The organism is Cypionkella sp., from assembly GCF_030652235.1.
GTDB lineage: Bacteria > Pseudomonadota > Alphaproteobacteria > Rhodobacterales > Rhodobacteraceae > Cypionkella.
In genome coordinates, this window is the sequence record NZ_JAUSBA010000034.1 from 71640 (window position 1) to 94851 (window position 23212).

General features: G+C 60.2%; 21 protein-coding genes and 1 tRNA gene. 15 read left to right on the forward strand and 7 right to left on the reverse strand.

Features of this window, described 5'->3' with window-relative positions; translation table 11 throughout:
* Positions 1-318 precede the first annotated feature (318 nt).
* Complete coding sequence (locus tag Q7V03_RS10935; RefSeq protein WP_304925633.1) at positions 319-1239, reverse strand: LysR substrate-binding domain-containing protein; 921 nt, start codon at positions 1237-1239, stop codon at positions 319-321.
* Positions 1240-1348: 109 nt separating this feature from the next.
* On the opposite strand from Q7V03_RS10935, the gene Q7V03_RS10940 reads away from it, so the two are divergent.
* Genes Q7V03_RS10940 through Q7V03_RS10955 form a run of 4 tightly spaced genes read left to right on the forward strand, consistent with a single transcriptional unit; the run spans position 1349 to position 6607 of the window.
* A complete protein-coding gene (locus Q7V03_RS10940; protein WP_304925634.1) occupies positions 1349-2452 on the forward strand; it encodes a glycine cleavage T C-terminal barrel domain-containing protein in 1104 nt (367 codons plus the stop codon).
* 9 nt (positions 2453-2461) lie between these two features.
* Positions 2462-4081 (forward strand): AMP-binding protein, encoded by a 1620-nt coding sequence (locus Q7V03_RS10945; protein WP_304925635.1) that lies wholly within the window; start codon positions 2462-2464, stop codon positions 4079-4081.
* Positions 4078-5769, forward strand: a complete 1692-nt coding sequence (locus Q7V03_RS10950) for an acyl-CoA dehydrogenase (protein ID WP_304925636.1) — start codon at positions 4078-4080, stop codon at positions 5767-5769. Before Q7V03_RS10945 ends, Q7V03_RS10950 begins: the two co-directional genes overlap by 4 nt.
* A gap of 31 nt (positions 5770-5800) precedes the next feature.
* Positions 5801-6607 (forward strand): crotonase/enoyl-CoA hydratase family protein, encoded by an 807-nt coding sequence (locus tag Q7V03_RS10955; RefSeq protein ID WP_304925637.1) that lies wholly within the window; start codon positions 5801-5803, stop codon positions 6605-6607.
* A gap of 251 nt (positions 6608-6858) precedes the next feature.
* Here Q7V03_RS10955 and Q7V03_RS10960 read toward each other — a convergent pair.
* Positions 6859-6933 (reverse strand) — tRNA-Thr (locus Q7V03_RS10960).
* Between the two features lie 266 nt (positions 6934-7199).
* Here Q7V03_RS10960 and Q7V03_RS10965 point away from each other — a divergent pair.
* The 3 genes from Q7V03_RS10965 to Q7V03_RS10975 are packed head-to-tail and all read left to right on the forward strand — an operon-like array spanning position 7200 to position 9132.
* Positions 7200-7379, forward strand: a complete 180-nt coding sequence (locus tag Q7V03_RS10965; protein WP_304925638.1) for a hypothetical protein — start codon at positions 7200-7202, stop codon at positions 7377-7379.
* An 11-nt stretch (positions 7380-7390) separates the two neighbouring features.
* Positions 7391-8659 (forward strand): UDP-N-acetylglucosamine 1-carboxyvinyltransferase, encoded by a 1269-nt coding sequence (murA, locus tag Q7V03_RS10970; RefSeq protein ID WP_304925639.1) that lies wholly within the window; start codon positions 7391-7393, stop codon positions 8657-8659.
* Complete coding sequence (locus Q7V03_RS10975) at positions 8656-9132, forward strand: DUF2948 family protein (protein WP_304925640.1); 477 nt, start codon at positions 8656-8658, stop codon at positions 9130-9132. The genes murA and Q7V03_RS10975 overlap by 4 nt, the downstream gene beginning before the upstream one ends.
* Positions 9133-9322: 190 nt before the next feature.
* On the opposite strand, the gene Q7V03_RS10980 is transcribed toward Q7V03_RS10975, so the two are convergent.
* Positions 9323-9451 carry a hypothetical protein gene (locus tag Q7V03_RS10980; protein ID WP_304925641.1) on the reverse strand — a complete coding sequence of 43 codons (129 nt, stop codon included), beginning with the start codon at positions 9449-9451 and terminating at the stop codon, positions 9323-9325.
* Positions 9452-10011: 560 nt separating this feature from the next.
* On the opposite strand from Q7V03_RS10980, the gene Q7V03_RS10985 reads away from it, so the two are divergent.
* The 6 genes from Q7V03_RS10985 (at position 10012) to Q7V03_RS11010 (ending at position 16127) form a co-directional block, all read left to right on the forward strand.
* The gene (locus tag Q7V03_RS10985; protein ID WP_304925642.1) at positions 10012-11292 is read left to right on the forward strand and encodes an ABC transporter substrate-binding protein; all 1281 of its coding nucleotides are present in this window, start codon (positions 10012-10014) and stop codon (positions 11290-11292) included.
* A gap of 112 nt (positions 11293-11404) precedes the next feature.
* The gene (locus Q7V03_RS10990) at positions 11405-12391 is read left to right on the forward strand and encodes a carbohydrate ABC transporter permease (protein WP_304925643.1); all 987 of its coding nucleotides are present in this window, start codon (positions 11405-11407) and stop codon (positions 12389-12391) included.
* Positions 12388-13221: a carbohydrate ABC transporter permease gene (locus Q7V03_RS10995; RefSeq protein ID WP_304925644.1), complete on the forward strand. Its 834-nt coding sequence runs from the start codon at positions 12388-12390 to the stop codon at positions 13219-13221. Before Q7V03_RS10990 ends, Q7V03_RS10995 begins: the two co-directional genes overlap by 4 nt.
* A 3-nt stretch (positions 13222-13224) precedes the next feature.
* Positions 13225-14226 (forward strand): ABC transporter ATP-binding protein, encoded by a 1002-nt coding sequence (locus Q7V03_RS11000; RefSeq protein WP_304925645.1) that lies wholly within the window; start codon positions 13225-13227, stop codon positions 14224-14226.
* Between the two features lie 57 nt (positions 14227-14283).
* Complete coding sequence (locus Q7V03_RS11005; RefSeq protein ID WP_304925646.1) at positions 14284-15069, forward strand: ThuA domain-containing protein; 786 nt, start codon at positions 14284-14286, stop codon at positions 15067-15069.
* A complete protein-coding gene (locus tag Q7V03_RS11010) occupies positions 15069-16127 on the forward strand; it encodes a Gfo/Idh/MocA family protein (protein ID WP_304925647.1) in 1059 nt (352 codons plus the stop codon). The genes Q7V03_RS11005 and Q7V03_RS11010 overlap by 1 nt, the downstream gene beginning before the upstream one ends.
* A 137-nt stretch (positions 16128-16264) precedes the next feature.
* On the opposite strand, the gene Q7V03_RS11015 is transcribed toward Q7V03_RS11010, so the two are convergent.
* Positions 16265-17047: an alpha/beta fold hydrolase gene (locus Q7V03_RS11015; protein ID WP_304925883.1), complete on the reverse strand. Its 783-nt coding sequence runs from the start codon at positions 17045-17047 to the stop codon at positions 16265-16267.
* A gap of 96 nt (positions 17048-17143) precedes the next feature.
* Here Q7V03_RS11015 and Q7V03_RS11020 point away from each other — a divergent pair, with 96 nt between their 5' ends.
* Positions 17144-17515, forward strand: coding sequence for a hypothetical protein (locus Q7V03_RS11020; RefSeq protein WP_304925648.1), 372 nt, complete (start codon positions 17144-17146; stop codon positions 17513-17515).
* 338 nt (positions 17516-17853) lie between these two features.
* Here Q7V03_RS11020 and glyA read toward each other — a convergent pair whose 3' ends face one another.
* Positions 17854-19146 (reverse strand): serine hydroxymethyltransferase, encoded by a 1293-nt coding sequence (gene glyA / locus Q7V03_RS11025; protein WP_304925649.1) that lies wholly within the window; start codon positions 19144-19146, stop codon positions 17854-17856.
* A gap of 206 nt (positions 19147-19352) precedes the next feature.
* Between glyA and Q7V03_RS11030 the strand changes: the two genes are divergently transcribed.
* On the forward strand, positions 19353-20114 hold the full coding sequence (locus Q7V03_RS11030) for an NAD kinase (RefSeq protein WP_370651106.1): 762 nt from the start codon (positions 19353-19355) through the stop codon (positions 20112-20114).
* Positions 20115-20237: 123 nt separating this feature from the next.
* On the opposite strand, the gene Q7V03_RS11035 is transcribed toward Q7V03_RS11030, so the two are convergent.
* Together Q7V03_RS11035 and Q7V03_RS11040 are read right to left on the reverse strand one after the other, a co-directional pair.
* Positions 20238-21665, reverse strand: a complete 1428-nt coding sequence (locus tag Q7V03_RS11035) for a sigma-54-dependent transcriptional regulator (protein WP_370651114.1) — start codon at positions 21663-21665, stop codon at positions 20238-20240.
* 2 nt (positions 21666-21667) lie between these two features.
* Positions 21668-23200: a response regulator gene (locus tag Q7V03_RS11040; protein ID WP_304925651.1), complete on the reverse strand. Its 1533-nt coding sequence runs from the start codon at positions 23198-23200 to the stop codon at positions 21668-21670.
* Positions 23201-23212: the final 12 nt, after the last annotated feature.

Genomic DNA, 23212 nt, shown 5'->3' on the forward strand with positions numbered 1-23212 from the left:
GAGATCAGCACCGCTGATGCCGCAGCCAAGCGCAAACTGCGTCTGGCGCTTGCCTCACCGAAAGGGCCGAAGGAGGAGCGCAGGAGAGTGTGAAGCGCCTGACCAGCATCGCCCGGGCCTGGACCTTCGAAAACTGGCTGAACCGCAAGCCGCTGGTGAAGGATCTCGCACCCGGCGCAGCGCCATCATGAAGCAGATCGCCTCACACAATCCCTGCGCGCCGGGATCGAGGTTCTCCGCCCATACCGCCTCTTTGGAATTCTCATCACGGCGCCATCAACGGGTCGTTCAATTCTGCTGCTGTCACGGTCCAGCAATTCAGTTTAGGTCTACGGGTGTTGGTGCTTTTTGCGTCTCATGCCCCTCGGATAGCAGCCAATGGACAAACAAGTCTGTATCCGGATGCGTGCTGCTGCCTGCGGGTTTGATCAGGTGGAACGCCTCGTCAATCGGGACGGCAAGATCAAATGGTGCTACAAGCCGTCCGGACTTCAGCGCATGTCCGGCAAGCGATTTGCGCCCCAGTGCGACGCCCCCGCCATGCGCTGCCAACTCAAATGCCGTCAAAGACGTGTCCAGATGCAGCCCCGAGCCTGCGTCGACGTGATGGGCGCCTGCCGCTTTAAGCCAGACGCCCCAGCCCTCTTGATAGCCCAGCACGTGCAGCAGCCTGTGCTGGCACAGATCTTCTGGCTTTTTGAGGGCGATCCGGGCTGGCAAGTCGGGCGCACACAGCGGGGTGACCGTCTCCCATGTCAGACGGTGGCTGTTGAAGCCCGGCCAGTGCCCCTTACCATATTGGATATCAAGGTCGAAATCTTCGGTGTCAAAGGCGTCGTTCCAGACGCTGGACAACAGGCGGATGGTCTTGCCCGGATGACGGTCCAGATAATTGGGCAGGCGCGGGGACAACCAGTTGACCGCGAAGGACACCGCGCAGCGCACGGTCAGGGCGCTGCTGGTGCGGCGCTGACCGAAGACCTCTCTCGTGCCCATGGCCAGACGTTCCATCGCATCCTGGACTTTCGGCAGATAGGCGGCCCCGGATTTGGTCAGCTCCAGCCCACGCGGACGGCGAAGGAAAAGGGGCCGCCGCAGGTGGTGCTCAAGCGATTTCACATGTTTGGAAACGGCGGCTTGGGTGATGTGCAACTCGCCCGCCGCTTGGGTGAAGCTTAAAGTCCGGGCCGCAGCCTCAAAGGCACGCAGCCATGTCAGGGGAGGAAGATCAAGGTTCATACGCGCCTCAAAACATCGCCATAACTTTTTGTACAGGCATTGCCCCTGAATACGTCGTTTGACCAAACCGTGCCAGTGGGATCATTGAAAGGCATCCAAGGGGGGTCCGATGTTTGCAGTTTTCCCAACGGCGCGTCTGCGCCCGTCGCCATTTTACGCCTCGGCTGTTGCCGAAGGCATGACCGCCGCCAGCATCTACAACCGGATGATCATGCCGACCTCTTACGGTGATCCGCAGGCAGAATACTGGCGGCTGATCAATGGCGTCTCGCAATGGGACGTGGGCGTGGAGCGGCAAGTGCAGTTGAAGGGCCCGGATGCTGGCGTTCTGGCGCAGATATTGTCGCCGCGCGATCTGTCGGGTTGCAAGGTCGGTCAGGGCAAATATGTGCCGTTGTGCAATCATCGCGGCACGATCATCAACGACCCTATCCTGTTGAAACTGGCAGATGATCTGTATTGGCTGTCGATTGCCGACAGTGACATCTGGTTCTGGGCCAGCTCGATTGCAGCCGAACGGGGCCTGAATGTCGAGGTCAGCGAACCAGATGTGTCACCCATGGCCCTGCAAGGCCCAAAGGCCGAGGATGTCGTTGCCCATGTCATGGGTGATTGGGTGCGGGGGCTGAAGTATTTCTGGTTTCGCGAGACCGAGATTGCCGGAATTCCGGTTGCGGTGCAGCGGTCTGGCTGGTCCAAGCAAGGTGGGTTCGAGATCTACCTGAAAGATGGGACGCGCGGCACCCAGCTGTGGAATATCTTCAAAGAGGCGGGCCAGCCTTGGGGCATCGGCCCCGGCGCACCTGCCACAGCAGAGCGAACGGAAAGCGGTCTTGTCTCGGTTGGCGGTGATACCGACGAAGCGACCAACCCGTTCGAAGTGCGTCTGGGTAAATATGTTGACCTGGATGTGGCCGACGATGTTGTGGGCATTCAGGCCCTGCGCCGGATCAAGGCCGAAGGGGTGAAGCGTCACCAACTGGGCCTAGTGTTGGAGGGGGAAACGCCCGCCCCCTTGGGCTTTCGGCGCGAAGATATTCTGCGGGATGGCAAGCGGATCGGGATGATGACCAATTGCGTCTGGTCGCCGCGCATGAAGGCCAATATCGGGTATGCCTTGATTGACGCGTCGGTTCTTGCGGGGGAAACAGTGCAGGTGCTGCGCGATCAGGGGCAGGTTGCGGCCAAGCTGGTCGAACTGCCTTTTTTGTAAGGGTACGCCATGCAGCAGCACTATGACGCCCCTTCGCGTGATGCCGCCAACCATGTGGCGCTGTCTCCGCTGTCGTTCCTAAAGCGGGCCGAGATGGTTTACGCCAACCATCCCGCCGTGACTTATGGCGATACCAGCCGCACTTGGTGCCAGACCGGGGTGCGGTGCCGCAGCGTGGCCGCAGGGTTGGCGGCGATGGGGGTCAAGCGCGGGGATACGGTTTCGGTCCTTGCCCCCAATATTCCCGCGCTGTTCGAGCTGCATTATGCCGTGCCCTTGCTGGGCGCGGTGTTGAACACAATCAACACGCGGCTAGAGCCCGAGACGGTTGCCTATATCCTCGACCACTCGGATTCCGTGCTTGTGATTGCCGATACTGCTCTTGTGCAACTGCTGCGCCATGCGTTCAAAATCAATGGCAAGACCATTCCAGTCGTCGATATCACTGATGTGACGGGTGCTGTTGGCTTTGGCCAGACCAGCTATGATGATCTGGCAGCCCACGCGCCGATGGCTTGGACGCTTCCGGATGATGAATGGCAGGCGTTGGCGCTGAACTATACCTCTGGCACATCCGGGCGGCCAAAGGGCGTGGTGTATCACCACCGCGGGGCTTATCTGATGGCCATGGGCACGGTGGCGGGCTGGGCCTTGCCGCCGCATCCGACCTATCTGTCGGTCGTGCCGATGTTTCATTGCAACGGCTGGAACCACCCATGGGCCATGGCGATTGTCGGCGGCCATATGATCTTTACCCGCGATGCCACGCCCGCAAAGTTGCTGGCGGCCATGACTGTGCACCGCGTCACCCATCTGGGTGCAGCACCCATCGTGCTGCAAATGCTGTGCGACAGCCCCGATGCGCCCGCGCAGCCCTTTGATCCCAAGATCAAGGTTCTGACCGCAGGCGCTCCGCCGCCACCCGCCATTCTGGAAAAGGCGGCGGCCTTGGGTCTGGATGTGATGCAGGTTTACGGGCTTACTGAAACCTATGGCCATATCTCGCAATGTCTGTGGCAAGATGAGTGGAACGCCCTTGCCGCCCAGGCCCGCGCCGAGAAACAGGCGATGCAGGGTGTGGCCTTTCCAATGGTCGAAGACATTCGTGTGGTGGACCGCACGACTGGGCTGGATGTGCCGCGTGATGGCCTGACTCAGGGCGAAATCGCCATGCGCGGCAACACCGTGATGAAGGGCTACTACAAGGACGCCGCCGCCACGGCGATGGCCTTTGACGGCGGCTGGTTCTGGTCTGGGGATGCTGCTGTCATGCACCCCGATGGCTATATCCAGATTCGCGACCGGCTGAAGGATGTGATCATTTCGGGTGGCGAAAACATCTCGTCGGTCGAGGTTGAGGCGGTGCTGTACCGTCACCCAGCCATCAGTGCGGCAGCTGTCGTCGCCCGCCCGCATCCGAAATGGGGCGAAAGCCCCTGCGCCTTCGTCGAACTGCGCGACGGGGCTACCACGACCGAAGCTGATGTCATCGCATTTTGCCGCGCCCATATCGCTCATTTCAAGGCACCGAAAACCGTGATCTTTGGCAGTCTGCCGAAAACGGCCACCGGCAAGATACAAAAGTTCATCCTGCGCGCCACGGCCCGCGACATGGGGCCTCAGCCATGACCTACGAAGCCCCCGTCAGAGACATGATGTTCAACATCGCCCATATCGCGCCGAACCCGGGCGATCTGGAGATGGCCGCCGCCGTCTTGGAAGAATTCGGCCGCTTTTGCGCCGAGGAAGTAGCCCCCCTGAACGCCCCGGGCGACCGCGAGGGTTCGCGCTGTGATCAAGGCCAAGTCCAGACACCTGCGGGCTTTCGTCAGGCTTACGGCAAATACGTCGCGATGGGCTGGCAGGGGCTTGTCCATCCGTCAGAGTTTGGCGGGCAGGACCTGCCGCGCGCGGTCGGCGCTGCGGCAGGCGAGATTCTGAACGCCGCCAATATAAGCTTTGCGCTGTGCCCCCTGCTGACCGATGGCGCGATAGAGGCGCTGCGCCACTTTGGCTGTGCGCAGATGAAACAGACTTACTTGCCCAAGCTGGTTTCCGGCACCTGGACGGGCACGATGAACCTGACCGAACCGCAGGCGGGCAGCGATCTGGCCTTACTGCGCACGCGGGCGGATGCGCAACAGAACGGCACCTACAAGATCACCGGCACCAAGATATACATCACCTATGGCGAGCATGATCTGGCCGAAAATATCATCCACCTTGTTCTGGCCCGCACGCCAGACGCACCTAAGGGCATCAAGGGGATCAGCCTGTTTGTGGTGCCGAAATTTCTGGTCAGCGCCGATGCCAGCCTTGGCCCGCGCAATGCCGTTCGCTGCCAAAGCATCGAACACAAGCTGGGCGTCCGGGCCAGCCCGACCTGCGTGATGGAATTCGAAGGTGCGACGGGCTTTCTGATTGGCCGCGAAAATGCCGGGCTGGACTATATGTTCACCATGATGAACGCCGCCCGCTTCGCCGTGGGCGTTCAAGGAGTTGCAGTGGGTGAACGCGCCTATCAACAGGCGCTGGCCTATGCCAAAACCCGCCTTCAGGGTCGCCCGGTTGACGGCAGCGCCCAAGGGGCGGTTGCCATCATCCATCACCCCGACGTCCGCCGGATGCTGGCCCATATGCGCGCCACGACCGAAGCCTGCCGCGCGCTTTCGGCCGTTGCCGCCGGTTGGCAGGATACGTCCGATGTGGCCATGGCGGAATTCCTCGTGCCACTGGTCAAAGGGTTCTGCACGGAAATGAGCGTGCATATCGCCTCTTTGGGGGTGCAAATCCACGGTGGCATGGGCTTTATCGAAGACACGGGCGCGGCCCAACACTACCGCGATGCCCGCATCTTGCCGATCTATGAGGGTACGACCGCCATTCAGGCCAATGATCTTTTGGGCCGCAAGACCCTGCGGGATGGCGGGGCCACCGCGGGTCGTATCGCCGAGATGATTGCCTTGACGGAACAAGACCTGCAACAGGGCTCGTCGGTGGCGCAGGACATCGCGGCGCGGCTGGGTTCAGCGCGGCAGGACTTTCAGGCCGTCGTCGCCCATCTGCTGACCTCCTCCCCGAACCAGGCCTATGCCGGGGCCGTACCCTATCTGATGCTGGCGGGCAATCTGGTGGCGGGCTGGCAGATGGCGCGCGCGGTGCTTGTGGCCGAAGCGGCGCAGGACTGCGACCACGCCTTCATGTCTGCAAAGATCGCAACCGCGCACTTTTACGCCCATCACATCCTGACGGAGACGGGCCTTCAGCGTTCCCGCGTCATCGACGGCGCGGCAAGCCTGTTGGACACCGTTTTCTGATACCCCCTTACATTTTGAACAGGACTGCAGAATGACCCTTCAACTCGACACCGCGTGCTTCAAGAATCTGGCCATCGTGGCGCATGACGACGGTGTCTGGGTCGTAACCCTGAACCGCCCAACCAAACGCAACGCCTTGGATTCCCACACGATTGAAGAACTGGTGGAGTTCTTCTCCAAAGCGCCACGCGCCGGTGTCCGCGCCATCGTTCTGGCCGGATCGGGCGATCATTTCTGCGCCGGGTTGGATCTGATCGAACACCATCAGGCCGATCGCAGCCCGGCAGATTTCATGCATCTGTGCCTGCGCTGGCACGAGGCGTTCAACAAGATGGAATATGGCGGTGTGCCGATCATTGCGGCGCTGAAGGGTGCGGTTGTCGGCGGTGGGCTGGAACTGGCCAGCGCCGCCCATATCCGCGTGATGGACCAAACGACTTACTTTGCGCTGCCCGAAGGCCAGCGCGGCCTGTTCACTGGCGGCGGTGCGACAATTCGGGTCACCGATCTGGTGGGCAAGGCCCGGATGATCGACATGATGTTGACGGGCCGCGTCTACCAAGGGCAAGAGGCCGTCGATCTGGGGCTGGCGCAATACATCACCAAGGGGTCAAGCCTTGACGCGGCGATGGAACTGGCCCGCAAGGCCGCGCAGAATTTGCCGCTGTCAAACTTTGCTATCTGCTCGGCGGTCAGCCATATGCAAAACATGTCAGCAATGGATGCGGCCTATGCCGAAGCTGTGATGGCGGGCGTGGTGAACACGCAGCCAGAGGCACGTGCGCGGCTTGCAGCCTTTGCCGACAAAAGTGCGGCACGCGTGCGGCCCAACAGCTGATGCAGGTGCATTTGCTCTGTGTTGCCTTGCCGCATTGGCGGTAAATTACTTTTTGCCCTACATCTGGGCGGTGTGAGTAATCCGGTAACTGTAGATCGGGAAGGCCGGCTTTAGCCCCGTCGACTGCGTCGATTTTCCTGCTGAATCACCTTGCCAACTTCTTGCCACACATGCCCGGATGTTCTCGCACCGTTCTGCATGGACACGCGTTGCTGACTTTAGCTATAGCTTCAATAAAACAAGAGGTTTGCTGGTGCTGTGAGAGAGGATTGAACTCTCGACCTCACCCTTACCAAGGGTGTGCTCTACCACTGAGCTACCACAGCCGCCTTTTTCCAACACGCTACCCCGGGCTTTATCCCGAAGTCGGCAGGGTTCGGAAACCCCCACCTAAACCACCAGTTCAACGTCCTCGCGCTACCAGACGTTTGCTCTACCACTGAGGTAGTGCAGCGTCTGGGGCTTGCGGAACCGTTTGAAACCGCTGTCGTCGCGGCTGAATAGACGCGTTTGCGGCAGGGTGCAAGTGCAAACTGGCGGATTTTTGCATGGCCTTGCTGGACGGTTGGGGCGCACTGTATTAGAAGGCGTGATGCGTGAAAAACCCGATGACATTGCCCTAAGCAAACCAAAATCCCAGCGCGAGGCGCGCTTGAAGCTGGCGTTGAAGGCGAATATGGGCCGCAGGAAGGCGCAAGCGCGGGCAAGATCGGCGGCGGATTCGGATGGCCCAGATGCGGGCTTGATCGACGATAACAACAAAAACGAGTGAGGCTTAGGCAGATGGATTCGATTTTGGTCAAGGGCAATGGGCCGCTGAACGGGGTAATCCCGATTGCGGGGGCGAAGAATGCCTGCCTGACGCTGATGCCCGCGACATTGCTGTCGGAGGAGCCGCTGACGCTGACCAACGCGCCGCGGCTATCAGATATTGCGACGATGACGCAGCTTTTGCAGTCTTTGGGCGCGGAAGTGGCGTCGATGCAGAACGGTCTGGTTCTGGCGATGTCGAGCCATAAGGTCGACAACCACACCGCCGATTATGAGATTGTGCGTAAGTTCCGCGCCTCGATCCTCGTGCTGGGGCCGCTGCTGGCACGCGACGGTCATGCGATTGTCTCGCTGCCCGGCGGCTGTGCGATTGGCGCGCGGCCCGTCGATTTACATCTGAAAGCGTTTGAGGCGATGGGGGCCGAGTTGGAGCTGCGCGACGGTTATGTGCATGCCAAGGCTCCGGGTGGGCGGTTGCGCGGGGCGGTGGTGGAGTTTCCGTTCGCCTCGGTGGGCGCGACTGAAAACGCGCTGCTGGCGGCGACTTTGGCGAAAGGCACTACGGTTTTGAAGAACGCCGCGCGCGAGCCGGAGATTGTCGATCTTGCGGTCTGTCTGCGCCGGATGGGCGCGCAGATTGACGGCGAGGGCACCAGCACGATCACCATTCAGGGCGTTGATCGCTTGGGCGGGGCGACGCATCCGGTGGTGACGGACCGTATCGAGTTGGGCACCTACATGCTGCTGCCCGCGATCTGCGGCGGCGAGGTCGAATGTTTGGGCGGCAAGATGAGCCTTGTGGGTGCGTTTGCCGAAAAGCTGGATGCGGCCGGGGTTTCGGTGGTGGAAACCGAACGCGGGCTGAAGGTGACGCGCAAGAATGGCCGCGTGCGTGCGGTGGACGTGGTGACAGAGCCGTTCCCCGGCTTTCCAACCGATTTGCAGGCGCAGATGATGGCGCTGTTGTGCACGGCGGACGGGGTTTCGGTGCTGGAGGAGAAGATTTTCGAGAACCGCTTCATGCACGCGCCGGAACTGGTGCGGATGGGGGCGAAGATTGATGTGCATGGCGGCCATGCCACCGTCACCGGCGTTGAAAAACTGCGCGGGGCGCGGGTGATGGCGACGGATCTGCGCGCCTCGGTGTCGCTGATCCTTGCGGGCTTGGCGGCCGAAGGCGAAACCGTGGTCAGCCGGGTCTATCATTTGGATCGTGGCTACGAGCGGGTTGAAGAAAAGCTGCGCGGGGTCGGTGCGCAGATCGAGCGGATCAAGGCATGAGCGACGCGCGGTTTGAAGATGGCGATGAAGTTCCGCTGCGGCTGGTAGCGCAGGATGCTGAGGGTTTGACGGTGATTGCGGCGCTGCTGCAAGACGCCGTTTTTCCGATCACCGAGATGTCTTTGGTGCGGCAAAAGCGACGCTTCGCGCTGATGCTGAACCGGTTCCGCTGGGAATACCGCGAGGCCGCAGAGAAAGCGGGGCAACCGTTTGAGCGGGTGCAAAGCCTGCTGGTGTTTGAAGATGTGCTGGCGGTGCAGACGCAGGGCATCGATCGAACCGCACCGGATACGATCTTGTCGCTTCTGGATATTAGCTTCTCACCGGGTGCCGATGGCACTGGGTTGGTGACGCTGATCCTTGCCGGCGATGGCGCGATTGCTTTGCAGGTCGAGGCGCTGGATGCCGCCTTGCGCGACGTGACAAGGCCTTATCTGGCCCCTTCGGGCAAGATACCGACACACGATTTATAAGGCCCAAGTGTTTGCAGGGTGCGGTGTTATTTGCACCAAAACAGCATTCCCAGCTGGGATGCGATTGTGGTGCGCACCGAATTTAGGGCGCTTTTCCACAATATGTTGTAGCCACACCGTTTTTTGGAAGAATTTGTCCCGATTGCCGCACAAGACCGATGGTCTTGGCACGGGACAAAACCCATCCTGTTTAGTCTTTCGGCCCATTGGTATTGATCACCACGGAATTTTTCGTGCTGGGCGTCGCCACGGCGGGCTTGGCCTTGTCTTTCTTCGGCTTTTTCACATTCTTGCCGGGTTTGCTCATGCCCTTGGCCATTTGATTTTCCTTACAAGCAGCGGCCATCCGTTTGGCCTTGATCATCATGCACCTTCGCGGGCGCAAACCCAAGCCCATTCGGCTGAAAGGGCTGCTTTGAACGCGACGCGCGCTTGGTAGCAGGCAGCGCGTGGATTTGCCCGGATTTGGAGAAAATTCACATCGCTTTTAGCGGGTTGAGTGCAGTTTTGCAGTTCGGTTGCAGCGGCTTGACTTTAGAAGCACCGCAGCGTTGGCAGTGAGGCTGTTTTCTATAAATATATATACTTAACAATAAGTTATATAATTTTTTCAATGCATAGAATGCTGCATTGCCGCAGAAAAATGCGGCAATGCGGCAACCGCAGGCTGACAGGGTTGCACTAGATTTTCAATCTCTCGAACGACCTAAATTTCAAAATTTGAAAGCGCTTTGAGGCGCGAATCGTTGACGAAATGGCCAGTTTCGGGCTATTGCCGTGCAAACGCTTCGGGAGGCCGGGTCGCAAGAACCGGAAAAGGACGCGTTTTAGACAGGGCAGCGCCGATAGGGCGCGATCAAAATTATAGGGAGGAAATCCATGTCCTTTGGATTCAAGAGCCGCGCATTGCGGTCGGCTGGTGTTGCAGCGCTGATCAGTGCGCTTGGCACGCCGATGATGGCGGAAGAAATCTTCTACGTCTCGGGCTCGGTCGGCAAAGCGGTTGAGAATTTCAAAACGCTGGTGAAGCCGTGGGAAGAGGCCACCGGCAACACGGTGACGCTGGTGCCGATGCCGGCATCAACCTCGGATCAGTTTGGCCAATATCGGCTGTGGCTGGCCGCCGGGGCCACCGACATTGACGTCTATCAGACCGATGTGATCTGGGCGCCGCAATTGGCGGATCACTTTGTCGATCTGAGCGACGTCGCCAAAGATCTGGCGCCGACGCATTTCCCTTCGATCATCGAATCGCAAACCGTGAACGGCAAGCTGGTGGCTTTGCCGATCTTCACCGATGCGCCTGCACTGTATTATCGCAAGGATTTGCTGGAAAAATACGGCGTTGCGGTGCCGAAAACCTGGGATGAGCTGACGGCGGCTGCCACCAAAATCCAAGAGGGTGAGCGCGCCGCAGGCAAGGCTGATTTCTGGGGCTATGTCTGGCAGGGCAACGCGTATGAAGGGCTGACCTGCGACGCGCTGGAGTGGGTGAAATCCCACGGCGGCGGTCAGATTGTCGAGGCCGATGGCACGATCTCGATCAACAACGAGAAAGCCGTGAAGGCGCTGGAAACTGCGGCTGCTTGGGTGGGCACGATCTCGCCCGAGGGCGTTCTGGCTTACGGTGAAGAAGAATCCCGCGGCGTCTGGCAGACCGGCAACGCGGCCTTCATGCGCAACTGGCCCTATGCTTACACTTTGGGCAATGGCGACGACTCGGCTGTGAAAGGCCTGTTCGACGTCACCACGCTGCCGGTGGGTGCAGAAGGTGACACGTCTGCGGCGACTTTGGGCGGCTGGAACGCGGCTGTGTCGAAATATTCCAAACATCAGGATGTGGCGATCAGCTTGGTGATGTATCTGGCCGGACCCGAGGCGCAAAAGGCCCGCGCGATTTCGGAATCCGCCCTGCCGACCATCGTGGCTTTGTATGACGACGCCGATATTGGTGCCGCGCAACCGATTATCCCGCAGTGGAAGAACGTGTTCCTGAACGCCGTGCCGCGGCCCTCGGCCCCGACGCTTGGCAAGTATAACGAGGTGTCCTCGAAGTTCTGGTCGGCGGTGCATGAGACTCTGTCGGGCAATGGCTCGGCTGCCGACAACCTTGCGGGCCTTGAAGCCGATTTGACCGACCTGAAGGGCGACGCCTGGTAATCCTCCCGATAGCGGGCACGCCTTGAGGATGGGCGGCGGCAGAGCATCATGCCAACCGCCGCCCATCTTTTACGCTTGGCCTCGGAGGGGGCCGACCGAAGGGGGGAAATTCATGACAGCTTTAAAACCTGCCGCCAATCTGCAAACGGGTATCGGGCGGGAAAGTGGCCTGAGCCTGCAAAAACAGCGCCAGAAAGCCGCGTTCTGGTTTTTGGCGCCGATGCTGATCGCGCTGTTTTGCGTGGCGGCTTGGCCTTTGCTGCGCACGGTTTGGTTCTCGTTGACCGATACGTCGCTGAACAATCTGTATGGTGGCAAGTGGATTGGTTTTGACAATTATCTGCGGGTGCAAACCCTGTCGAATGGCACCGTGCGCTATCGTGGCACGCTGGTTGATCCGGCATGGTGGAACGCGGTTTGGAACACGGTGCGGTTTTCGGTGGTGTCGGTGGTGTGCGAAACCGTGCTGGGGCTGATCGTGGCGCTGGTGCTGAATGCCGAGTTCAAGGGACGCGGGTTTGTGCGCGCGGCGATCCTGATCCCGTGGGCGATTCCGACGATTGTGTCGGCGAAAATGTGGGCCTGGATGCTGAACGACCAATACGGCATCCTGAACGATATGGCGCTGAATCTGGGGCTGATTTCCAGCAAGATCGCGTGGACGGCGAATTCTGATACCGCGATGTATGCGGTGCTGATGGTGGATATCTGGAAAACCACGCCGTTCATGGCGCTGCTGTGCCTCGCAGGGCTGCAAATGGTGCCGCGCGATATTTATGAGGCGGCGAAGATCGACGGCATCAACCCGGTGAAAGTGTTTTTCAAGATCACTCTGCCGCTGATCCGCCCGGCGCTGATGGTGGCGGTGATCTTCCGGATGCTGGATGCCTTGCGGATTTTCGATCTGATCTATGTGCTGACGCCCAATTCGGCCTCGACCAAGACCATGTCGGTGATCAGCCGCGAGAACCTGATCGAGTTCGATAAATTCGCCTATGGCTCGGCGCAATCGACATTGTTGTTCGCGATTCTGGCGATTTTCGTGTCGCTGTATATCTGGCTCGGCAAGGTCGATCTGTCCGGGGAGGGTGGCAAATGACTGCCAATAAGCTGTTGAAATCTGTCGCCTTCTACGCACTGGTGGTGGTGATCGTGGTGTTCTCGATCTTCCCGTTCTACTACGCCATCGTCACCTCCTTCGCGACCGGGACGGCGCTGTTTGAGGCCAATTATTTCCCGAAAGCCTTCGACTGGGCCAACTACAAGGCGGTTTTGGGCGGGGCGACCTTCCCGCGCAACATCCTGAACTCGGTGTTCGTGGCGACGACGACGGTGGTGTTCGCGCTGTTTCTGGCGGTGACGGCCTCCTATGCCCTCGCCCGCGTGCGTTTCCGGGGCCGGGGGCTGCTGCTGATGACGATCCTTGCGGTGTCGATGTTTCCCCAGATCGCCGTCCTCGCCGGATTGTTCGAACTGATCACCTATCTTGGCCTGTTCAACTCGCCCTTCGCGCTGATCCTGTCTTACACGATCTTCACGTTGCCGTTCACGGTCTGGGTGTTGACCACCTTCATGCGCGACCTTCCGGTTGAAATTGAGGAGGCTGCGATTGTCGATGGGGCGACGCCGTGGATCATCATCACCAAGGTGTTCTTGCCGCTTTTGTGGCCCGCTTTGGTGACAACCGGGCTTTTGGCCTTCATCGGGGCGTGGAATGAGTTTTTGTTCGCGCTGACCTTCACGTCTTCCGAGTCAACGCGCACGGTTCCGGTGGCGATTGCGTTGCTTTCCGGCGCATCGCAGCAGGAAATCCCTTGGGGGCCGATCATGGCTGCAAGCGTCATTGTGACGGTGCCGCTGATCATCCTCGTTCTTATCTTCCAACGCAAAATCGTCGCGGGTCTGACCGCAGGCGGCGTGAAGGGCTGAAAAATGGCAAAAATTGAACTGAAGAACGTCAAAAAGTCCTATGGCGCGGTGGATGTGATCAAGGGCATCGACCTGACCGTTGAGAAGGGCGAATTCATGGTGTTTGTCGGGCCTTCGGGCTGCGGCAAATCCACCTTGCTGCGGCTGATCTCGGGGTTGGAGGAGATTTCGTCGGGCGATATGTTGTTTGATGGCGCGCGGGTGAACAACGTGCTGCCCAGCCAGCGCGGCATCGCAATGGTGTTCCAAAGCTATGCGCTTTATCCCCATATGACCGTCTACGACAACATGGCCTTCGGGATGAAACTGGCCAAGGCCAGCCCCGAGGCGATGAAAAAGCGGGTGATGGAAGCGGCGAAACTGCTGCAAATTGATCACCTGCTGGAGCGTCTGCCGAAGCAGCTTTCGGGTGGCCAGCGGCAACGGGTGGCGATTGGCCGCGCGATTGTGCGCGACCCCCGAGTGTTCCTGTTTGACGAGCCTTTGTCGAACCTGGACGCCGCCTTGCGGGTGCAGACCCGGTTAGAGATTGCCAAGCTGCACCATTCGATGTCGGACGTGACGATGATCTACGTCACCCACGATCAGGTCGAAGCGATGACCTTGGCCGACCGCATCGCCGTGTTGCGCGATGGCCGGCTGGAGCAGGTGGGCTCGCCTGCCGAGCTTTACGAACGCCCGAATTCGATCTTTGTCGCGGGCTTCATCGGCAGCCCGAAGATGAACTTCTTGACCGAAAAATTCGCCAGCGATCACGGTTGCACCACGTTGGGCATAAGGTCCGAGCATATCGACGTGGTCGAGGGCGGTTTGTGGACAGGCAAGATCGTGCATGCCGAAGATTTGGGCAGCGATAATTACTTGTTCGTCGAGGTCGGTAGCGATGAGCCTTTGATCGTGCGGCGCGAAGGCAAATTGACCATGAAGGTCGGCGATACCGTCTCGCTGTCACCCAAGGACGGCCAGTTGCACAAGTTCGATCAGAACGGCAAGCCGATTCGCTAATGCCAAATCCACACCGCGCCCTGCCTTGGGGCGCGGCAGCTATGCAAGGAAAACACCATGAATATCCGTGTCACGGTTTGGGGCGAGAACGTCCACGAACAGAAAAACAAAGTTGTGTCAGAGATTTATCCGCTGACGATGCATGGCACGATTGCCGCAAGCTTGAACAAGGCCGACGGGATTACGGCCACAACCGTGACCTTGCAGGACGCCGAACACGGGCTGACCGCGGAAAAGCTGGCCGAAACCGATGTGCTGATCTGGTGGGGCCATGCGGCCCATGGCGATGTCGATGATGCGATTGTCGAGCGGGTCTGCAACGCGGTTTGGGGCGGCATGGGCATCATCTTCCTGCATTCGGCGCATTTCGCCAAACCGTTCAAACGCCTGATGGGCGCGCCGTGTAATCTTTCGTGGCGCGAAGCAGGCGAGCGTGAACGGCTTTGGGTCACCAGCCGTCAGCACCCGATTGCCGCAGGCCTGCCCGATCATTTCGAGCTGGAATATGAGGAAATGTATGGCGAGCCTTTTGGCGTGCCAGAGCCTTTGGAAACCGTGTTTATCAGCTGGTTCGCGGGCGGTGAGGTGTTTCGCTCGGGCCTGACCTACAAGCGCGGCGCGGGGAATATCTTCTATTTCCGTCCGGGGCATGAAACCTATCCGACCTATCACGATGCCAATGTGCAGCGGGTGATCTTGAACGCCGCGCGCTGGGCGTATAATCCGAATGTGCGGATCGCCGACCCGAATGAAGCGCCCAATACGATGATCGAAACCGCGCTAGAGCCAATCATCGAACGCGGTCCCCGGCTGCATCACGACGGCGAGGCGGGGTATCGGTGATGGGATCACCTGTCCGTATCCTGATCCTTGGCACCGGCGGCATGGCTGCCAACCATGCCGACAGTTTCAAGGCGATCGAGGGTGTGACGCTGGTGGGTGGCATCGACACGCGCCCTGTGCAACTGGCGGATTTCTGTGATCGCTATGGCATCGCCGGGCGGTTTGCCTCGATTGACGAGGCGATCGCTTGGGGCCAGTTTGACGCTGTCACCAACGTGACGCCGGATGCTGCGCATTACGCCACGACCTTGCCGTTTCTGGCGGCGGGCAAGCATGTGCTGTGCGAAAAACCGCTTGCGACGTCAGAGGCGCAGGCCGATGCGATGGCGGCAGCTGCCGCCAAGGCGGGCGTGGTGAATATGATCAATCTCAGCTATCGCAATGTGGCCGCATTGCAAAAAGCCGCCGCGCTGGTGCGCGAGGGGGCCATCGGTACGGTGCGGCATTTTGAGGCCAGCTATCTGCAAAGCTGGCTGACCCAACCGGCTTGGGGGCATTGGGACCGCGAAAGCCAATGGCTGTGGCGGCTGTCAACCCAGCACGGGTCGAAAGGTGTGCTGGGCGATGTCGGCATCCATATCCTTGATTTCGCAACCTTTATCGCCGGGCAGTCGGCTGTCGAAGTCTCGTGTCGCCTTGCCACCTTTCCCAAAGCCCCCGGCGATCAGATTGGTGAATACCCGCTGGATGCCAATGACAGCGCCACCATGCAGATCGTGTTGGAAAACGGCGCATTGGGCACGGTGGCGGCGACGCGGTTTGCAAGCGGCCATCTGAACGACCTGCGCTTGCGGATTTATGGCGACAAGGGCGGGCTGGAAGTGTGTTGGGAAAAGAACATCAGCACCCTGCGCGCCTGCCTTGAGGCCGATCTGCAAACGGGGCAGTGGCATGATGTGGAAGCGCCCGTTTTGGCGACGATCTACGAACGCTTCATCGCCGCGATAAGGGGCGAGGCGCCCGCCGATCCCGATTTCGCGCGCGGCGCCGCATTGCAACGCCTGCTGGATCGGGCGGAGCAGTCGGCGGGTCAAGCCGGCGTCAGTCTGAAGGTCTGATCCGGGTTTTGCTGGCGAAAACCGGGGCGCCCCCAGCGCCTCGGTTTGCTTTGCCGATGCTTAGGGCCGGCCCCAAGCCGGAAAATCAGATTTTCCGGACACGATTTTTGGCTTAAAAATCGGTTTGGCGCGACTATTTAGGAAAACGCGCCGTTCAGAAACACCCGCACGGCCTGTTCAAATTCGCGCGGGCGCTCGGCGTGCAGCCAATGGCCCGCGCCCGGCAGCTTGGCGAAATGCGATTTCGGGAACAGGCCTCGGATGGTGTCACGGTAGTCTGGCTTGACGTAATGCGACAGCGCCCCGGTCAGGAACAGCGTGTGGCCGTCAAAGCGCCCTGCGGTTGCGGGCCAGCCGACGATCAGCGGCATTTGATCTTCCAGCACATCCAAATTCAGCCGCCAGATCGCGGGCTGTGCCTTCAGATCCAGCGATTGCAGGAAAAACGCCCGTAAGGCCGGGTCGGAGAGGGTGGCGCTCAGGCGGCGATCAGCCTCACTGCGCGAGGTCAAGCCGCTCAAATCCAGCCCCCGCATTGCCGCAATATACTGCGTCTGGTCGTGGCTGTAGGCCACCGGCGCAATATCGGCCACCACCAGCTTGCGCACCAGCGCAGCCTCGGTCAGCGCCAGTTGCATCGCAGCCTTGCCGCCCATCGAATGGCCCAGCACATCCATTGGCGCGCCCCATGCTTCAATCACCTCGGCCAGATCGCCCGCCATATCGGGATAGCTTTGCGTGGCAGCCCTCGGGCTTTGGCCGTGGTTGCGCATATCCACCACATGCACCGCGCGGGTGTCGGCCAGATGCCGGGCGATCACGCTCCAGTTGCGGGCAGAGCCGAACAACCCATGCACGATCAGCAAATCGGGCAAGTTGGGGTCGGGTGCGGTGGCGGGATAGGTGGTGATCGCAAGCATGTGGCTTTGATAGCGCGGATCCACAGTTTCGGCCAGAGCAGTTGAAGCCCTGCGGTGGCAGCGATAAGGTCCGCCGATGTCAAAAGGAAGTGCGAGATGACCGGAGTGCCTATTCAGCAAATGGCCGACCGCGTGGCGGGTCTGATGGAGCAGCGTTTGCGGGTGCGGGGGCAGGGGCTTGGCGAAAAGCTGCGCAGGGGCGGACGGTTGTTGCCGCGCCGGGTGCGCGCGGCGGCAGAGGTTTTGCAGACAGGCGCGGTGATGGCACAAAACCCTAAGCTGTGGGCGCAGGTCGATCAGCCGGCGGTGGCACACGCCTATGACATCTGCGTGCGGCATCTGAACGGCGTCGATGGCTTTGATCGCCGCAAGGACGCTGTGCTGGGGATTGCGGCTTCGGTCGCCTTCTCGGTTCTGGCTGCGGCGGCTTTGCTGTTTGCAGTCTTGCGTTGGCGCGGGTTTATCTGAAGCGGTTTGTGCGAAAGCGTCGGCAAGAGTACCAAACTGCTGCTCAGATTGGGCGCAGCATTGGCTGAAACTTATGCGCGCGCGGATACTGAGCGATCTTTATCCACAACATCTTGTATAAAACCTGCGTCGAAACACAAGTCGCTCCCCGCGGGGAAGAATTTTCCGCAGGCAAGATGCTTTTTCGCCGACGAGATGCGGAGCCTGCAAGCCGCGCGGGTCACAACCATTCAAAGCGCCCAATTCGAAGCGTAGCCAGTCGAGGGCACTCAGCCCAAAGTCCGCGCAAAACAAAAGGGCGCAGGTTTTCCCGCGCCCTTTTCTCGAAATTACACGCTTTACAGCCCCGGATACATCGGGAATTTCTCGCACATGGCTTCAACGCGGGCCTTCACCGCAGCCTCAACCTCGGCGTTGCCATTCTCGCCATTGGCGGCCAGACCATCAACCACTTCGACGATCCATTTGCCGATCTGGCGGAATTCGGCCTCGGCAAAACCGCGCGTGGTGCCTGCCGGCGTGCCCAAACGGACGCCCGAGGTGACCATCGGCTTTTCGGGGTCAAACGGGATGCCGTTCTTGTTGCAGGTGATGTTGGCGCGGCCCAAGGCTTTCTCGGTCGCGTTGCCCTTAACGTTTTTAGGGCGCAGATCGACCAGCATCACATGGGTATCGGTGCCGCCGGTGACGATATCAAGGCCGCCCTTCATCAACTCATCCGCCAAAGCCTGCGCGTTCTTGATCACTTGGCCGGTGTAAGCTTTGAACTCGGGCCGCAACGCCTCACCGAATGCCACGGCTTTCGCCGCGATCACATGCATCAAAGGCCCGCCTTGAATGCCGGGGAAAATCGCCGAGTTCACCTTCTTGGCGATATCTTCGTTGTTGGTCAGGATCATGCCGCCGCGCGGGCCGCGCAGGGTTTTATGCGTCGTGGTGGTCGCCACATCAGCATAAGGGAACGGCGAGGGGTGATGGCCGCCCGCCACAAGGCCCGCAAAATGCGCCATATCGACCAGCAGATACGCGCCGACTTTATCGGCAATCGCGCGGAAGCGGGCAAAGTCGATTTGGCGCGGAATGGCCGAGCCCCCCGCGATGATCAGCTTGGGCTGATGCTCTATCGCCAAAGCCTCGACCTGATCATAGTCGATCAGATTGTCTTGCTGGCGCACACCGTATTGGATGGCGTTGAACCATTTGCCGGATTGGTTTGGCGCCGCCCCGTGGGTCAGGTGGCCACCCGAGGCAAGGTTCATCCCCAAAATGGTATCGCCGGGTTTGATCAGCGCGGTGAACACGCCTTGGTTGGCCTGGCTGCCCGAGTTTGGCTGCACATTGGCAAAGCCGCAGTTGAACAACTGCTTGGCGCGCTCGATGGCAAGGGTTTCGGCCACGTCCACAAACTCGCAGCCGCCGTAATAGCGCTTGCCCGGATAACCTTCGGCATATTTGTTGGTCATCACCGAGCCTTGCGCTTCCATCACGGCGCGGCTGACGATGTTTTCTGAGGCGATCAACTCGATCTCATGGCGCTGACGGCCAAGTTCGTTGGCGATCGAGCCGAACAACTCGGGGTCGCGGCTGGCAAGGCTTTCGGTGAAAAATCCGGTATCGCGGTGGGCTGTCATGGCGTCTCCTGCAGGTGATGGGCCGATTTAGAATGGTTTTAGGTCAAGCTTGGGCTTTGGGGAAGGCAAGAAACGACGCCGAACGCGTCGGTTACGCCGTCTTGTTGCCTATAGGAAACTTGTTACCGCTATCGCAAGTGCGGCGGGGGTTGAGTTTGGCGCGCGCACGGGCAAGGTTGCGCATCCAAGCACAAGGATTCTGGGTGGTGTTCAAGAAGATCGCGTTTCTGGCGAGTGCCACCCCACCAGCGCAAGAGGCGCTGGCGGAACTGGTGGGCTTGCATGGTCAGGTCGCCGTGGACAGCGCCGATGTGGTGGTGGCGCTGGGCGGCGACGGCTTTATGCTGCAAACTCTGCATGAAACTCAGCCGTTGGGGTTGCCGGTCTATGGCATGAACTGCGGCACGGTGGGGTTCTTGATGAACGCATATTCGGCGGATTTGCTGCCGAAACGGTTGAACGTGGCTGAAGAAGCGGTGATCCATCCTCTTGCGATGACGGCGGTATCGGTGGATGGATCAGTGACACAGGCGCTTGCGATCAACGAGGTGTCCTTGCTGCGTGCGGGTCCGCAGGCGGCAAAGGTGCGGATCTCGGTGGATGGTGTGGTGCGGCTGGAGGAATTGGTCTGTGATGGCGTGTTGGTGGCGACGCCTGCGGGATCGACGGCTTATAATTATTCGGCGCATGGGCCGGTGCTGCCGATTGGGTCGGGTGTGCTGGCTTTGACACCGATGGCGGCGTTTCGGCCGAGACGGTGGCGGGGGGCATTGCTGCCGAAATCCGTGGTGGTGCGGTTTGATATTCTGGAGCCAGAGAAACGCCCGGTGCGGGCGGATGCGGACAGTCGGCCAGTCACGGACGTGGTTTCGGTGGAAATCCGCTCGGAACCTGCGATCCGGCACCGGATTTTGTTTGATCCGGGGCACGGGCTAGAGGAGCGGCTGATTGTAGAGCAGTTTGCTTGAGCGGGCCTTTGCCCACGCGCGAACAGACTTTACGCTGCAACGAATCAAGGGGTTGCGTGTTAGCGTTCAAGAGGTTTTGACACTTGCACGCAGCGCAACCGATTTCTTATTTAAATAATCGCCCTAGCGCTGCGCCCAAGCTTCAATCTTGCGGTAAAGCGTGGAGGGCGACAGTTCCAGCACCCTTGCGGCTTTTGGCACCGAGCCGTTGTGTTGGGCCAGCGTGGCTTCGATCACCAGACGCTCGATCTCTGCCAAGGGGCGGCCTAGCAGCGAGTCAAGTCCAAGCGGTTCTGGTTGGCTAGGCCGCTCGCTTGGGTGAGAGGGGCGATGCGCGATCAGCAAGTCTTGCGCCTGCTGCAGCAGGCTGGCGGGCAGCATGGCAGATGTCAGCACACCGCCCTCGTTCAGCACGGCGACGTTGCGGATCACGTTCAGAACTTGCCGCACATTGCCCGGCCATGGCATGCGGCGGAACAGCGCGCGGACCTCGGGCGACAGACCGTCAAACTGCTTGCCTTCCTCTTGCGCAAAGCGGGCAAGCGCGGTTTCGGCGATCTCAATGACATCATCGCCGCGCTCACGCAGCGGCGGCATGTGGATCGGCACCACGAACAGCCGATAAAACAGATCCTCGCGGAACAGGCCACGCCGCACCGCCTCCATCGGATCGCGGTTGGTGGCGCAGACGATGCGGACATTGACCTTCTTTGGCCGCGTCGCCCCCACCGGCACCACGGTCGAGGTTTGCAAAAACCGCAGCAGCTTGGTTTGCAGCGCTGGCGCCATTTCGCAGACTTCATCCAAGAACAGCGTGCCACCATCCGCTGCCGTCGCCGCCCCCGGTTTGTCAGAAATCGCCCCGGTGAAGCTGCCCTTCATATGGCCGAACACTTCGGATTCCAGCAAATCCTGCGGGATAGCCCCACAGTTCAGCGCGATGAACGGGCCGTTGGCGCGCGGGCTGTTGCTATGTACCGCCAAAGCGCACAGCTCTTTGCCAGTGCCGCTTTCGCCGGTGATGAACACCGTGGCCATGGAGCGGGCGACCGAGACGATGGTGGCGTGAATGGCGGCCATGGCCTGCGACGAGCCGATGAAGCCGCTGCCGATGGGGGCGGGTGCAGGACCGGCGGCGGGCAACACAATCAGCGGCGCTGTGGCTGTGTCGCGCGGCGTGGCGGCCGCTGTTTTATAGGCATCGGCCACGACATTCAGCAGTCGGACTTCGTCAAACGGCTTGACCAGAAACTCATGCGCGCCCGCCCGCATCGCTTCGACCGCCTTGTTGATCGAGCCATGCGCCGTCATCACCACGACATGCAGGCCGGGGTGCAGTTGCAGCATTTCGCGCATCAAATCAAGACCATCGCGGTCGGGCAGCACCAGATCCAGCAAGATCACCTGCGGGGTGGCCTCAAGCAACAACTCCAGCCCCTCGGCAGCCGAGCCTGCTGTCAGCACCGCATAGCCCGCTTTGGTCAGCGCGGCGCGATACAGCAGTTGCAACGAGGGCGTGTCCTCGATCAACAAGATGGGGGGCGAAGCTATGGTCACGGCTGCTCCTGATACGTCGCGGGGGCAGAGATGTTGATGAGATCGGCGATTTTCTGATCGATGAAATGAATCAACATGTCTAATTGTTCAAGGGCTTGTGGCAGCAAAGTGTGAAACGTGCCACGATCTGGCACAGGCTGATGCGCCAAAGTGTTGATCGCCTGCGCCAGTTGATGCAGGAAGGTGGCCCCTGCCGTGCCCGCCAGTGCAATTATCACATGGGTCTGACGCCGCACTTCCAGCCAGTCGGGGCCATGTGCTGCGGCGAGAAGCCCGTGTTCGGTGGCGCGCAGGTCCTTTTGCAGATGGTCCAACAGCTCGGCGGCCATTTTTGGCCCGGCCATCTGCAACAGTTCCTGAAACTGGCCGGGATCAATCTGCGGTCCGGCGTGATGGGGGGATACGTTGCGGCGCAGCACTTGCAACAGAACTTCGGCAAGGGTCTGGGCATCCAGCACCGGTTTGCACAGCAGGCTATCGGCACCAGCCGCCAAAATCGCCGCCTTGTTGGCACGCTGCTGATACGCGGTGATTGCAAGGATCGGCAGGCGAGCGAGCGGGCCGGGCTGGCTGCGAATGTGGCGGATCACCTCTAGCCCGCTCATCTGGGGCATTTCGATATCGACCAGCAGGGCATCAAAACGGCTGCGCTTAAGGTGGTCAAGCGCTTGCGGGCCATCACTTGTCGTCGTGACTTGGGCACCTTGACTGCTCAGCAGTTGGGTCAGCAGCAGGCGGCCGGTTTCGCTGTCATCGGCGACCAGCAGGTTGCGGTTAAGCAACAGCGCGGGCGTGGCCAATGTTATCGCGGGCGGTGTTTCTACAGGCTGTTGCAGCGGCAACAGCACCACCACCTCGGCCCCACCGCCTGCGTGGTTTGCGGCGCTGATCTGGCCCCCGGCTTGGCCAACGATTTGCCAGATGATGTGCAGCCCCATGCCTGTGCCCGGTATGCCAGTGCTTTCATCGCGGTTGTTGCCGGTGTAAAGCCGCGCCAGCGTGGCGGGGGCAAAGCCTTTGCCTTGGTCTTGCACTGTTATTTTCAGGTTACGATCTGGGGTGATGTCGAGTTTGCAAGCAATGCAGCCTGCCCCCGCGTATTTCAGCGCGTTGTTCAACAGGTTTGACAGAATCCGTTCCAGCACAGCCGGATCCAGCGCCAACTGCGCGGGCAGATCTTTGGCCTCAAGCTGAAACTCAAGCCCGTGTTCCTGCGCCTGCGCATTCCAGCGCAGTTGCAGGCTGTGCAGCAGGTGTTCGGTGTGCAGGCCGACGGGGGCGGTTGTCTGCTGTAGGGCGGTTATCTGCTTGAACGGGGGGGCCTGCAACAGGGCAAGGGCTTGCTCTAACAGCAGGGCGAGCGCTTCGCTCGCGGCATGGGTGCGGGCGATATGGGCGCGGGGTTCTGCTGGCAGCAGGTCAGGGTTGATCAAGCGCAATCCGCCGATCACCTCGGACAAAGCCGCGCGCAGATCGTGGCCTAAAAGAGCGACGGTCTGGGCACTGGGAGGGGCAGGGTTGTTGCGCATGGCCCCAAAGTA

Bases quoted from the DNA above. Each gene is read 5' to 3' on its own strand.
- Q7V03_RS10935 (WP_304925633.1), bottom strand. From the start codon at position 1,239: ATGAACCTTGATCTTCCTCCCCTGACATGGCTGCGTGCCTTTGAGGCT.
- Q7V03_RS10940 (WP_304925634.1), top strand. From the start codon at position 1,349: ATGTTTGCAGTTTTCCCAACGGCGCGTCTGCGCCCGTCGCCATTTTAC.
- Q7V03_RS10945 (WP_304925635.1), top strand. From the start codon at position 2,462: ATGCAGCAGCACTATGACGCCCCTTCGCGTGATGCCGCCAACCATGTG.
- Q7V03_RS10950 (WP_304925636.1), top strand. From the start codon at position 4,078: ATGACCTACGAAGCCCCCGTCAGAGACATGATGTTCAACATCGCCCAT.
- Q7V03_RS10955 (WP_304925637.1), top strand. From the start codon at position 5,801: ATGACCCTTCAACTCGACACCGCGTGCTTCAAGAATCTGGCCATCGTG.
- Q7V03_RS10965 (WP_304925638.1), top strand. From the start codon at position 7,200: ATGCGTGAAAAACCCGATGACATTGCCCTAAGCAAACCAAAATCCCAG.
- murA (WP_304925639.1), top strand. From the start codon at position 7,391: ATGGATTCGATTTTGGTCAAGGGCAATGGGCCGCTGAACGGGGTAATC.
- Q7V03_RS10975 (WP_304925640.1), top strand. From the start codon at position 8,656: ATGAGCGACGCGCGGTTTGAAGATGGCGATGAAGTTCCGCTGCGGCTG.
- Q7V03_RS10980 (WP_304925641.1), bottom strand. From the start codon at position 9,451: ATGGCCAAGGGCATGAGCAAACCCGGCAAGAATGTGAAAAAGCCGAAG.
- Q7V03_RS10985 (WP_304925642.1), top strand. From the start codon at position 10,012: ATGTCCTTTGGATTCAAGAGCCGCGCATTGCGGTCGGCTGGTGTTGCA.
- Q7V03_RS10990 (WP_304925643.1), top strand. From the start codon at position 11,405: ATGACAGCTTTAAAACCTGCCGCCAATCTGCAAACGGGTATCGGGCGG.
- Q7V03_RS10995 (WP_304925644.1), top strand. From the start codon at position 12,388: ATGACTGCCAATAAGCTGTTGAAATCTGTCGCCTTCTACGCACTGGTG.
- Q7V03_RS11000 (WP_304925645.1), top strand. From the start codon at position 13,225: ATGGCAAAAATTGAACTGAAGAACGTCAAAAAGTCCTATGGCGCGGTG.
- Q7V03_RS11005 (WP_304925646.1), top strand. From the start codon at position 14,284: ATGAATATCCGTGTCACGGTTTGGGGCGAGAACGTCCACGAACAGAAA.
- Q7V03_RS11010 (WP_304925647.1), top strand. From the start codon at position 15,069: ATGGGATCACCTGTCCGTATCCTGATCCTTGGCACCGGCGGCATGGCT.
- Q7V03_RS11015 (WP_304925883.1), bottom strand. From the start codon at position 17,047: ATGCTTGCGATCACCACCTATCCCGCCACCGCACCCGACCCCAACTTG.
- Q7V03_RS11020 (WP_304925648.1), top strand. From the start codon at position 17,144: ATGACCGGAGTGCCTATTCAGCAAATGGCCGACCGCGTGGCGGGTCTG.
- glyA (WP_304925649.1), bottom strand. From the start codon at position 19,146: ATGACAGCCCACCGCGATACCGGATTTTTCACCGAAAGCCTTGCCAGC.
- Q7V03_RS11040 (WP_304925651.1), bottom strand. From the start codon at position 23,200: ATGCGCAACAACCCTGCCCCTCCCAGTGCCCAGACCGTCGCTCTTTTA.